This window comes from Acidovorax sp. SUPP2825 (assembly GCF_030158995.1).
Classification (GTDB): Bacteria; Pseudomonadota; Gammaproteobacteria; order Burkholderiales; family Burkholderiaceae_C; genus Paracidovorax.
This window is the reverse complement of record NZ_BQXK01000013.1, coordinates 144,182-156,251: the sequence shown is the minus strand read 5'-3', so window position 1 is coordinate 156,251 and position 12,070 is coordinate 144,182. Positions and strand designations below refer to the sequence as shown.

Annotated in this window: 11 protein-coding genes; 4 read left to right on the top strand and 7 right to left on the bottom strand. The window is 68.3% G+C overall.

The genetic code is table 11. From position 1 onward, the window contains the following. Positions 1-64: 64 nt before the first annotated feature. From AVAK2825_RS17160 to AVAK2825_RS17145, 4 genes are all read left to right on the top strand, one after another. Positions 65-1,477, top strand: coding sequence for a sodium:proton antiporter (locus AVAK2825_RS17160; RefSeq protein ID WP_284401124.1), 1,413 nt, complete (start codon positions 65-67; stop codon positions 1,475-1,477). A gap of 13 nt (positions 1,478-1,490) precedes the next feature. After that, positions 1,491-2,477, top strand: a complete 987-nt coding sequence (locus AVAK2825_RS17155) for a 2-hydroxyacid dehydrogenase (RefSeq protein ID WP_284401073.1) — start codon at positions 1,491-1,493, stop codon at positions 2,475-2,477. 117 nt (positions 2,478-2,594) lie between these two features. After that, positions 2,595-4,025, top strand: coding sequence for a DNA recombination protein RmuC (locus tag AVAK2825_RS17150; RefSeq protein ID WP_284401071.1), 1,431 nt, complete (start codon positions 2,595-2,597; stop codon positions 4,023-4,025). A gap of 1 nt (position 4,026) precedes the next feature. Continuing rightward, complete coding sequence (locus tag AVAK2825_RS17145; RefSeq protein WP_284401068.1) at positions 4,027-5,214, top strand: MFS transporter; 1,188 nt, start codon at positions 4,027-4,029, stop codon at positions 5,212-5,214. A gap of 34 nt (positions 5,215-5,248) precedes the next feature. Here AVAK2825_RS17145 and AVAK2825_RS17140 read toward each other — a convergent pair whose 3' ends face one another. From AVAK2825_RS17140 to AVAK2825_RS17110, 7 genes are all read right to left on the bottom strand, one after another. Continuing rightward, positions 5,249-6,115 (bottom strand): hypothetical protein, encoded by an 867-nt coding sequence (locus AVAK2825_RS17140; RefSeq protein WP_284401066.1) that lies wholly within the window; start codon positions 6,113-6,115, stop codon positions 5,249-5,251. A 129-nt stretch (positions 6,116-6,244) separates the two neighbouring features. Further along, the gene (locus AVAK2825_RS17135) at positions 6,245-7,108 is read right to left on the bottom strand and encodes an LOG family protein (RefSeq protein ID WP_284401064.1); all 864 of its coding nucleotides are present in this window, start codon (positions 7,106-7,108) and stop codon (positions 6,245-6,247) included. A 50-nt stretch (positions 7,109-7,158) separates the two neighbouring features. Then, positions 7,159-7,539: a fluoride efflux transporter CrcB gene (gene crcB, locus AVAK2825_RS17130; RefSeq protein ID WP_284401062.1), complete on the bottom strand. Its 381-nt coding sequence runs from the start codon at positions 7,537-7,539 to the stop codon at positions 7,159-7,161. A gap of 82 nt (positions 7,540-7,621) precedes the next feature. Continuing rightward, on the bottom strand, positions 7,622-8,935 hold the full coding sequence (locus tag AVAK2825_RS17125) for a TRAP transporter large permease (protein WP_272568847.1): 1,314 nt from the start codon (positions 8,933-8,935) through the stop codon (positions 7,622-7,624). 57 nt (positions 8,936-8,992) lie between these two features. After that, a complete protein-coding gene (locus tag AVAK2825_RS17120) occupies positions 8,993-9,526 on the bottom strand; it encodes a TRAP transporter small permease (protein ID WP_272568849.1) in 534 nt (177 codons plus the stop codon). After that, positions 9,526-10,536, bottom strand: coding sequence for a TRAP transporter substrate-binding protein (locus AVAK2825_RS17115; protein WP_284401056.1), 1,011 nt, complete (start codon positions 10,534-10,536; stop codon positions 9,526-9,528). The genes AVAK2825_RS17120 and AVAK2825_RS17115 overlap by 1 nt, the downstream gene beginning before the upstream one ends. A gap of 364 nt (positions 10,537-10,900) precedes the next feature. Further along, entirely contained in the window at positions 10,901-12,037 is a 1,137-nt protein-coding gene (locus AVAK2825_RS17110) for a sensor histidine kinase (RefSeq protein ID WP_284401054.1), read from the bottom strand. Positions 12,038-12,070 lie beyond the last annotated feature (33 nt).

Sequence of the window (12,070 nt, the reverse complement as noted above, 5' to 3'; positions counted from 1 at the left end):
GATGGCAATCCCCGCCCCTGTCCCCACCATGCAGGCTGGGGACACCGTGCCCCTTTCGTTGCCGATGTCCCGCGGCCTGCGTGGCTTGTTGCTGATCGCCGCGGGCTTGCTGCCGGGTCTGGCGCGGGCCGCCGAGATCGACGGTAGCGCGCTGTCGGTGCTGTGGGGCGTGCCCTTTGCAGGCCTGTTGCTGTCGATCGCGCTGGTGCCGCTGTTCGCGCCCGCGTTCTGGCACCACCACTTCGGCAAGATCGCCGCCGCGTGGGCGCTGGCGTTCCTGCTGCCGTTCGCGGCGGTCTTCGGGGCCGGTGCGGCGGGTGTGAACCTGGTGCATGCGCTGCTGGCCGAGTACCTGCCGTTCGTGATCCTGCTGGCGGCGCTGTTCACCGTGGCGGGGGGCATCCACATCCGCGGCAACCTGCATGGCGGCCCCGGGCTGAATACGGCCATCCTGGCCATCGGCGCGGTGCTGGCGAGCTTCATGGGCACGACGGGCGCATCGATGCTGCTGATCCGGCCGCTGGTGCGCGCCAACGACCACCGCAAGCACGTGGCGCACATCGTCGTGTTCTTCATCTTCATCGTCTCCAACGCCGGGGGCTCGCTCACGCCACTGGGGGACCCGCCGCTGTTCCTGGGCTTTTTGAAGGGCGTGGATTTCTTCTGGACGGTCGGGCACATCCACCAGGAGACGCTGTTCCTCGTGGGTTCGCTGCTGGCGATCTTCTACGCGATCGACCGCTGGTTCCATGGCCGGCCGGGCGAGGCGGCACGGCCGGACCCCACGCCCGACACGCGGTCGATCGGCTTCGACGGCCAGGTCAATTTCTGGCTGCTGGGCGCGGTGATCGCCCTGGTGCTGCTCAGCGGGTTCTGGAAGTCGCCGGTGGCGTGGAGCATTGCCGGCACGCCCGTGGGCCTGCCCGGTCTGGTGCGCGACGTGGGGCTGCTGGCGGTGGTGGGCGCCTCGCTGTGGCTCACGCCGCGCCAGGTGCACGCGGACAACCAGTTCGGCTGGGCCCCCATGCAGGAAGTGGCCAAGCTGTTCGCGGGCATCTTTCTCACCATCATCCCGGTCATCGCGATGCTCAAGGCGGGCACGCAGGGACCGTTCGGCGCCATCGTGGGGGCGGTGACCCGGCCTGACGGCACCCCCGATCCGGCCATGTATTTCTGGGCCACCGGCCTGCTGAGCGCGTTCCTGGATAACGCGCCGACCTACCTCGTGTTCTTCAACACGGCCGGCGGCGACCCGGCCGTGCTCATGACCACGCTCGCCCCCACGCTGGCCGCGATCTCGGCCGGCGCCGTGTTCATGGGCGCGGGCACCTACATCGGCAATGCGCCCAACCTCATGGTCAAGGCCATTGCCGAAGAGCGCGGCGTGAAGATGCCCAGCTTCTTCGGCTACATGCTCTGGTCGTGCGGCATCCTGCTGCCGCTGCTCGTCGCCATGACATTCCTCTGGTTTCGCTGAAAGGTCCCGTTCCATGTCCAAGCCCCGCATCCTGTTCGCCCGCGCCATCTTTCCCGAGGTGGTCGAGCGGCTCTCGCAGCATTTCGAGGTCGAAGCCAATCCCGCCGATGCGGTCTGGTCGCCGGCCGAGCTGGCCGAGCGCCTGCGGGACAAGGACGGTGCCCTGACCACCGGCAGCCAGCGCATCGACGCCGAGCTGCTGGCGCGCTGCCCGCGGCTGCGCATCGTGGCCAACATGGCGGTGGGCTACAACAACTTCGATGTGAACGCGCTCACCGCGGCGGGCGTGCAGGGCACCAACACGCCCGACGTGCTGACCGAAACCACGGCGGACTTCGGCTTCGCGCTGCTCATGGCCACCGCGCGCCGCATGGCCGAGAGCGAACACTATCTGCGGGCCGGCCAGTGGACGAAATGGAGCTACGACATGTTCGCCGGCTCCGACGTGCACGGCAGCACGCTCGGCATCCTGGGCATGGGCCGCATCGGGCAGGGCATCGCCCGGCGCGGCGCGCACGGCTTCGGCATGCGGGTGATCTACCACAACCGCTCCCGCCTCTCGCCCGCGCTGGAGGGCGAATGCGGCGCGCGCTACGTCTCCAAGGAGGAGCTGCTGCGCACGGCCGACCACCTGGTGCTGGTGCTGCCCTACACGGCCGAGTCGCACCACGCCATCGGCGCCGCCGAGCTGGCGCAGATGAAGCCGACCGCCACCCTGGTCAACATCGCGCGCGGTGGCATCGTGGACGACGCGGCGCTGGCGGCGGCGCTGCGCGACAAGCGCATCGCAGCGGCCGGGCTGGACGTGTTCGAGGGCGAGCCGCAGGTGCACCCGGACCTGCTCGCCGTGCCCAACGTGGTGCTGACCCCGCACATCGCCAGCGCCACCGTGCCCACGCGGCTGGCCATGGCCAACCTGGCGGCGGACAACCTGATCGCGTTCTTCGATGGCCGGGGCGCGCTGACGCCCGTCAACACGCCGGGCGAACGGCCGGTGTGACGGAGGCCGCCACGGCGCGGCCGTGCCGCGGTTTTGAGCCGAATCGGCCGCATGCCGGCGTTTTTCATGCCGGTATAGCTATCAAATAAATAGCAAAAGGAGTGTCGGGTTTTGGAAATGTTCGCTGTCCTGGGTTTGCTGGTGCTGGTCGTCCTGATGCTGGGGGTGCTGCTGCTGCTGCGCAGCCCGCGCGCCGAACTGCCCCCCGAATGGCTGATGCGCCTGCAGCGCCTGGAGTCCACGGCCCAGGCCACGCAGCTGGCGGTGGCCAAGAACGATGGCGCGCTGGAGGGCATGGCCCAGCAGCTGCGCGGCTTCACGCAGACCATGCAGGGCACGCTGGAGAGCGTTCGCCAGGCCGTGGACGAGCGCTTGGCCCAGGCGGTGCACGAGTCGCGCAGCGGCCGGGCGGAGCTGCTCGCGGCCTTCACTGCCTTCGAAGGCAAGCTGGAGCAGCGCCTGGCGCTGGGCCAGACCGATGCCGTCGCGGCGCGGCAGGAACTGGTGCAGGCGTTGGGCGCTTTCCGCGCCGAACTCACGCAAACCGGCGAAGCCCTGCGCGGCGTGCTCAACGAGCGCCTGTCCGCCATCCAAGCCGACAACGCCGCCAAGCTGGAGGAGATGCGCCGCACCGTGGACGAGAAACTGCACGCCACGCTGGAGCAGCGCCTGGGCGAATCCTTCAAGCTGGTGAGCGACCGGCTGGAGCAGGTGCACAAGGGCCTGGGCGAGATGCAGACGCTGGCCGGCAGCGTGGGCGACTTGAAGCGCGTGATGACCAACGTGAAGACGCGCGGCACCTGGGGCGAGATGCAGCTGGGCGCCATCATCGAGAACGTGCTCACCGTGGACCAGTTCGCACGCAACGTGAAGGTCGTGCCCGGCAGCGACGACCTCGTGGAGTTCGCCATCCGGCTGCCGGGCCGGGGCGACGAGCAGCCCGTGTGGCTGCCCATCGACTCCAAGTACCCGGTGGAGCAGTACCAGCGCCTGCTGGACGCGCAGGACCTGGCCGACAAGGCGGCGGTGCTGTCCGCGGGCAACGCCTTCGAGACCTCCATCAAGGCCGAGGCGCGCAAGATCTTCGCCAAGTACGTGTCGCCGCCGCACACCACCGACTTCGCCGTGATGTACCTGCCCACCGAGGGCCTGTTCGCCGAGGTGATTCGCCGGCCCGGGCTGGTGGAGGCGCTGCAGAACGACTGCCGCGTGATGATCACCGGACCCGCCAACCTGGCGGCCATGCTCAGCAGCCTGCAGATGGGCTTCAAGACGCTGGCGATCGAAAAGCGCTCCTCCGAGGTGTGGGGCCTGCTCGGCGCGGTGAAGACGGAGTTCTCCAAGTTCGGCGACGTGGTCGAGGCCACGCGCAAATCCATCGACGCGGCGGCCCGGCGGTTCGACGAGGTGGGCGTGCGCACGCGCGCCATCCAGCGCCAGCTGCGCGAAGTGCAGGCCCTGCCGGCCCCGGGGGCGGCGGCGCCCCTGGCGGGTGCGGGCGCCACGGATGGCGGCCTGCCGCCCACCACCGAAGAGGAGGCCGTTTGACATGAACACCGCACTGGCCCGCCTGATCGCTGGACAGATCTGCATCCACGCCTGCATGGCCGGCATGCGGCTGGCCGCGCCGCTGCTGGCCCTGCGCGAGGGCTACAGCGCGGCGGCGGTCGGCATCCTACTCGCGCTGTTCGCGCTCACGCAGGTGTTCCTGGCGCTGCCGGCGGGACGCTATGCCGACCGCCACGGCCTCAAGCGCCCGGTCGGCTATGCCGTGGTCGTGGCGGTGGTCGGGGCGGCCGGGGCGCTGGTGTGGCCGGCGTTTCCCATGCTGTGCCTGGCCGCGCTCATGACGGGCGGCGCCACGGGTGCCGCCACCATCGCGCTGCAGCGCCATGTGGGGCGCGCGGCGCACGACTCCACCCAACTGCGCCAGGTGTTCAGCTGGCTGGCCATCGGCCCGGCCGTGTCCAACTTCGTCGGGCCGTTCTGCGCCGGCCTGCTCATCGACCATGCCGGTCCCACGGCCGGCAGCACCGAGGGCTATCGTGCCGCCTTCGCACTGATGGCCGTGCTGCCCATCGCCACCTGGTTCTGGGTGCGGGCCACCGTGGAACTGCCGCCCGCGATCGCGGCGGCCGGCGGCGTGCGCCCCCGGGCCTGGGACCTGCTGGCCGAGCCCGGCTTTCGCCGCCTGCTCATCGTGAACTGGCTGCTGTCGTCGTGCTGGGACGTGCACACCTTCGTGGTGCCGCTCCTGGGCCACGAGCGGGGCCTGTCGGCGTCGGTGATCGGCACCATCCTGGGTGCGTTCGCCATTGCGGCGGCCGTGATCCGCGTGCTCATGCCCCTGGTGGCGGCGCACCTGCGCGAGGCGGTCGTGGTGACCTGGGCGATGGTCACCACGGCGGTGCTGTTCGCGGTGTACCCCTTGCTGCCCAACCCGTGGGCGCTGGGCCTGTGCTCGGTGCTGCTGGGCTTCGCGCTGGGATCGGTGCAGCCGATGATCATGAGCATGCTGCACCAGATCACGCCATCGCATCGCCACGGCGAGGCGCTCGGCTTGCGGCTGATGGCCATCAACGGGTCGAGCGTGCTGATGCCGGTGCTGTTCGGATCGGCAGGGGCGCTGATCGGGGTGGCGGGGCTTTTCTGGGTCGTGGGGGCGGTGGTGGGCGGCGGCTCCCGGCTGGCCGCGCGCCTGGGAGACGCCGACGCGCATTCCGCCGTGCCGCATTGAGGCCGTGGCCGATCCGGCCGCTCCCGTGCCGGCTTCAGTTCGGTCTGGCACCCCGGGAGTTGGGGCGGTGAGACAGCACAGGCGGATCGGCAATCACCAGGGCGTGGAGGTTGCGCACCAACTGCGCCGGGACTTCGTTCGCTGCCAGCGCAGCCGCATGGACGGTCCTGGATGCGGACCCCTCTCGCAGGTCCGTGAGGTGATCGACCACCTGGGGCACATGGCGCCCCACCTCCTGTGACAGGTCGTCCGGGTCGTCGGGATCGGGCTCGCCAATCACGAGAACCATATTGAGGGCAGCGACGGCCAGTTCCTGGGAAATTTGGGGCACACGTCCCTCTGCCATGGCGGCTTGCGCCACGGCCTGGAAGAGCTCTGCCATGTCCCGAAGGGCCCCGGGTGCGGCCTGGATGCCCTCCGCGACCCCTTGGACGGCGCCGGGGAGCACACCGAAGAAAGCGCGTGCTGCCATCAACGTGTATCCCGCGGAAGCGATCGCCACCCCTCTCACGGTTTCCACGTCATTGTTGCGCTGGTTGTTGATCAAGGCGTAACTGCTGCCACCCGCCAGCATGGCGATTCCGGTGGTCCGGACAGGGTCTGCCAGAAAGGCAGCACCGGCTGCCGCGCCGATGCGTGCGCCGGCATGTGCGATGACCGTGCCGCCATCGACCGCTGCCTGCGCTGTCTGCCGCAAGGCCTGCAGTCCAGTGCGAGCGCGTGGCGGTTGCGGAGCGTGCTGCGCGGCGGCATGTGCGTCCGCGCGCTGCTGCTGCAAACCTTCCGGCGCCTGGTGGCGTGCACTGGAGCGCCGACGCACATTGGACGGCTCTGCCTCCGTGGGTCGCGATGCGCTGGATGCGGCCTGGGCCGATGGATTGGGAGCGTCGATGCGGGGCATGGTGGTTTGGGGAAAAGCCACAATGCCCATTGTTCGCGCTGCTCCGAAATGCCGCCGCCATGCGATGCGCCGGCCTGTGGTGCGAGACAACGGGTGCACGCACCCTGTTCCAGCGCGGTCAGGCCGGATTCAAAGCTTGTAGAACGCCTTGACGATGTTCCACGCCTCTTGCGGATCGTCCGTGTAATGGAACAGGCTCAGGTCGGCGGCGGAGATGGTCCCTTGTTCCACCAGGGCGTCGAAGTTGACGACCTTTTTCCAGAAGTCGGTGCCGAACAGCACGATGGGCACCGGCTTGGCCTTGCCGGTCTGCACGAGGGTGAGCACTTCGAACAATTCGTCCAGCGTGCCGAAGCCGCCGGGGAATGCCACCAGGGCCTTGGCGCGCATCATGAAGTGCATCTTGCGCAGCGCGAAGTAGTGGAACTTGTAGCTCAGCGAGGGCGAGATGAAGCGGTTGCCGCTTTGTTCGTGGGGCAGGGCGATGTTCAGGCCCACGTTGAGCGCGCCGACGTCGTGCGCGCCGCGGTTGGCGGCCTCCATGATGCCCGGCCCCCCGCCGGTGCACACGTAGATGCGGTCCGCCGGCTGCTGCTGTTCGCTGTGCTCGGCGACCACGCGCGCGAACTGCCGCGCCAGGTCGTAGTAGCGGGCATTGCGCACGGCGAGCCTGGCGCGTGCGATGCGGCTGTCGTCGCCGCTCGCCTCGGCATCGGCCAATTGCTGCTCGGCTTCGTCGGGGGCGGTGAAGCGCGCGCTGCCGTACACCACCACGGTGTTCTCGATGCCCTGTGCGGTCTGGCCCAGATCGGGCTTGAGCATTTCGAGCTGGAAGCGGATGCCGCGCGTTTCGCGCCGCAGCAGGAATTCGGGGTCCGCGAACGCCAGCCGGTAGGCATCGGCGTGCAGCGGGTTGCCGTTCACGGCGTGGTTGTTCAATTCGGCCCAGGCATTGGCCAGGCGGCTGTCGTTGAGTTCGGTATTGGAATCCATGGGGTGAGATTGTGGGGGCAAAAAAGAAGGGCCCGTTGCCGGGCCGTCGGTCAGCGGGCCGCCCACCACAGGGCCGTGCGCATGCCGGCCCAGGTGAGGGTGAAGGAGCCGCCCACGTGCAAAAGCAGCGTGGCCAGCGCGATGCCGTAGCGCTGCTGCAGCAGCATGGTGACGACTTCGGCAGAGAAGCTGGAGAAGGTGGTCAGGGTACCGAGAAAGCCGGTGATGATGAGCAGCCGCCAGGCCGGGTCGATGTCCGGCCGCTGGGTGAACACGGCGATGGCGATGCCGATCAGGTAGCCGCCGATGAGGTTCACCGCCAGCGTGCCCCAGGGCAGCAGGCCGCCGGGGTTGAGCCACAGGGCGAAGCCCCAGCGCAGCAGGGCGCCCAGGCAGGCGGCCAGGCAGATGACGGCGACGTGAAGCAGCATGCCCCAAAGTATCGCAAAAACCCGGGGCCTCGCCGCCGAGGCGCTGTCATCCGTGGAGTGGCGGCGGCCAGCGGGCCAACGCCTAGCCGCCGTCCTTGCCCATCACCAGGTCCGGCAGCACGGTGACGATCTGCGGGAACACCGTGATGATCGCGATGCACACCACCAGGCAAAGGAAGAACGGAATGGCCGCGCGCGCGATCGTGTTGCTGTCCTTGCCGGTCATGTTCTGCAGCACGAAGAGGTTGAAACCCACGGGCGGCGTGACCTCGGCGATCTCCACCAGCAGCACGATGAAGATGCCGAACCAGATCAGGTCGAAGCCGGCCTTCTGGATCATGGGCAGCACCACCGCGCTGGTGAGCACGATCATGCTGATGCCGTCCAGCGCCGTGCCCAGCACGAGGTAGACGATCGTCAGCACGCCGATCAGTGCGAAGGGCGAGAGGTTCATCGCATTGACCCATTCGGCCAGCTCGCGCGGAATGCCGGTGAAGGCCATGGTCTTGGTCAGGAAGGCCGCGCCGGCCAGGATGAACATGATCATGCAGCTGGTGCGCGTGGTGCTCATCAGCCCTTCGGTGAAGTTCTTCCACGTGAGCGAGCGGCTCCACAGCGCCAGCCCGAGCGAGCCCGCCACGCCGTAGGCGGCGCACTCGGTGGCGGTGGCGTAGCCGGCCACCAGCACCCACACGATGAAGACGATCAGGACCGCCACCGGAATCAGGTTGCCGGACTGCCGGATCTTCTGGCGGAAGGTCGTCGGTGCATCGGCCGGCGGCACCTTGTCGGGGTTGCGCAGGCTCCACCAGCCGATGTAGCCCGAAAACAGCAGCATCAGCAGCAGGCCCGGCAGGAAGCCGGCCAGGAAGATGCGGATGATGGAGGCGTCGGCCGCCACCGCATACACCACCATGGTGATCGAGGGGGGAATGAGAATGCCCAGCGTGCCCGCCGTGGCGAGCGAGCCCAGCGCCAGGCGCTCGTCGTAGCCGCGCTTGAGCAACTCGGGCAGGGCCACCTTGCTGATGGTGGCGCAGGTGGCGGCGGACGAGCCCGACACCGATCCGAAGATGCCGCACCCCAGGATGGTGGTGTGCATCAGCCGGCCCGGCACCCGGTTGAGCCAGGGCCGCAGGCCCTCGAACATCTCTTCGCTCAGCTTGGTGCGAAACAGGATCTCGCCCATCCAGATGAAGAGCGGCAGCGCCGCCAGCTCCCAGCTGGCATTGCTTTCCCAGAAGGCCGAGAACAAATTCTTGCCCGGCTGCGTGTTCGTGAAGAACGCCTGTCCGACCCAGCCGCAGATCGCCAGCGTCATCGCGATCCAGACGCCGCCCGAGAGCAGCACGATCATCAGCAGCAGCAGGACGCCGCCCACCATCAGAATGTCCATGGGATTCTTCTTTCGGGCCCGGCCGGGCCGCAGCGAGGGTTCAGGTCGGGTGGAGGGTCAGATGTCGGAAGAGAAATCGCCGCGCGCGTGCCGGTCCTCGACTTCGCGCACGAAGGTGGGCACGCCGCCGCGCAGCACGATGATGAATTCATCGACCACCGCGACGAACAGCAGCACCGAGCCCAGTGCGAAGCTCATCTGGGGAATCCACATCGGCAGGGGCAGCAGCCCCTGGGCGACATCGTTGAATTCCCAGCTTTCGTAGGTGAAGAGGCAGGCCGACCAGGCCAGGTACGCCACCGCCACCGAGCCGATGGCCAGCGAGACGATCTCGAACTGCCGGCGCCGGGGCGGCGAGAGCTTTTCCAGCAGCAGCGTGACCCGCACGAAATCGCCGTGCTTGAAGGCATGCGCCATGGCGAAGAACGCCGCGGCGGCGCAGAACCACGCCACCACGTCGTTGAGCGCCCCGGTGCGCACCCCGACCTCGCGCAGCACGCTCTGGGCGATCATCAGCACGCAGATCAGGGCCACGAAGGTGGCGCCCAGGGCGCCCGCGCCCAGGTACAGGCGGTCCAGGAAGCGGCGCATCACTTGGCTGCCACGGGGGCCGGCTTGCGGTAGGCGGCGATGATGGCCTCGCCATCGGGACCGGCCTTCTTGAGCCAGTCGGCCAGCATGATGTCGCCGACCTGGCGCAGGTCGGCGACCAGCTTCGGCGGGGGCGGAAGGATCTTCATGCCCTTGTCGGTCAGGGCCTTCTTGTACCACTCGTTCTTTTCCGCGCTGACCTTCCAGCCGCGGGCCTCGGCCGCGGCGGCGCTCTTGAGCAGCTCGTACTGCGTGGGCTTGTCGAGCGCGTCGAAGGCCTTCTTGCTCACGATGACCGCGTTCTTGGGCAGCCAGGCCTGGGTGTCGTAGAAGTACTTGATGCTCTCGTAGAGCTTGCTGTCGTAACCGGTGGAGCCGGAGGTCATCATCGATTCGACCGCGCCGGTGGCCGTGGCCTGCGACAGTTCGGCCGCCTGGATGGTGACGGGCTGCGCACCGATCAGTTCGGCGATCTTGGCCGTGGCGGGGCTGTAGGCGCGCCATTTGATGCCCCGCAGATTGGCCACCGAGCTGATTTCCCGCTTGGAGTAGATGCCCTGCGGCGGCCAGGCCACGGTGTACAACAGCCGCAGGCCCTGCGCATTGAGCAATTTTTCGAGCACAGGCTTTTGCGCTTCATACAGCCGCTTGGAATCGGCGTACGAGGTGGCCAGGAACGGAATGCCGTCCACGCCGAAGATGGGGTTCTCGTTCTCGAAGTTGGGCAGCAGGATCTCGCCGGCCGGCGCCTGCCCGCCCTGCACGGCGCGCTTGATCTCGTTGGCCTTGAACAGCGATGCGTTGGCATGCACCGTGATCTTGAGCTTGCCGCCCGTGGCGACGTCCACGTCCTTGGCGAACTCCGCCAGGTTCTCGGTGTGGAAGTTGGTGGCGGGATAGGCTGCGGCCAGGTCCCATTTGGTCTGCGCGAACGCGGTGGGGGCACACAGTCCGCAAGCCAGGGCGCCGGCGAGGGCCCATGCGGACAGAGGGAGAGCGCTACGCTTCATCGATGAACTCCACAGTGGTAGTGAGACAGGGAAACGAAAGACCGCATTCAATGTAACCGCGTGTTTGCGATCCCACCCTCAGGTGTTTACCTGAACGACCGGCTGGCTGGAGCCCCGCCCTCGGGCCATCGCGATCACCTGGCCGGCCATGCACGGAGCATGCCAAGGGCGGGCTCCTGGGAAAACGGGGCGGTCCGCAAGAAGGGGGCTGCAGTGGCCGCGCGGTGGTGCGTCCGGCACGCACCAAGGCAGGGACGAAGGGGCCGGGCATCGGACCGACGACCGTCACCAAAGGGCGGCAAGGGCACGGCGGTGCAGGTGGCTGCGCCGCAGTGGCGCCGCCCCTTCGGCATGAACGACGGACCTAGGACGCGCGCTGCGGCGGATGCGGGAGCCGGACCCGGGCACACAATCCGCCCCCGCTGCGGCCGACCATTTCCAGGGAGCCGCCATGGGCCTCGCAGATGGCGCAGGCAATCGACAGACCCAGCCCGCTGCCGCCCAGATGGCGATCGCGCGAGTGCTCGGCCCGCCAGAAGCGCTCGGTCATCCGGGCCAGGGATTCGGCCTCCACGCCTGGCCCCCGGTCGCAGACCGACAGGTGGATATCGCCGTTCGATGCCTGCACGTCGATGGACAGCTGTTGGCCGGACGCGGCGTATCGAATGGCGTTGTCGACCAGGATGAGCAGCACCTGGCCGATCCGGTCGCGGTCGCCGGTCAGCCGGGTGCCTCGGGGGATGGACACCTGCGGTGCGAGTCCCGCGGCGTTCAGCCGCTGCGAGGCCCAGGCCAGCCGCTCCTGGACCAGGTCCTCGAGCAGGAAGTCTTCATGCTCCAGAGACAACTGGCCTGCGCGGGCCAGGGAGAGCAGGTGCAGATCGCCCACCAGCCGGTTGAGCTGCTCCAGCTGGCGATGCACCATCAGCAGTTGCGACTCGTCGCAGGGGAACACCTGGTCCAGCATGCCCTGGAGCCGGCCCATGGCGGCGTTCAGCGGCGTGCGCAATTCGTGCGCGACCATGGCACTCGATTCGCTCACCTCGCGTTCGTAGCGCTGCAGCCGGGCCGTCATGTCGTTGAAATCCACCGCCAGCCCGATGAGTTCCTGAGGAGCGTCGGTCACCACCGTCGCCCGGGCGGAGAAGTCGCCCTCGCTCACGCGGCGTGCCGCGTGAGCGACCATGGTGAACTGCCGCGACAGCGGGCGCGAAGCGTAGAGGCCGCACAGGACGATCACCGGGATGGCACCGATCACCATCGCCGCAAGCAGCCACCAGTCCCGGTTGGCGATGCCTGGCAGGAAATCGACGACGTCGTAGTACTGCGCAAACAGCTGCCACAGCCGCGAGGCATTGCGGTGCGGGTCGGCACGCAGCTGCAGCATTTCCTGACGGGCTTCGGGCGGCAGCTGGCCGAGCGCCACCGCGTCCGAGATCGCGAATCGAAACCACATCGCGAGTGCGATCGCGATGACGGTCACCACCGCCAACGCACTCATGCGAAAACCCACCCACCGCCAAAGCGGGGTGTG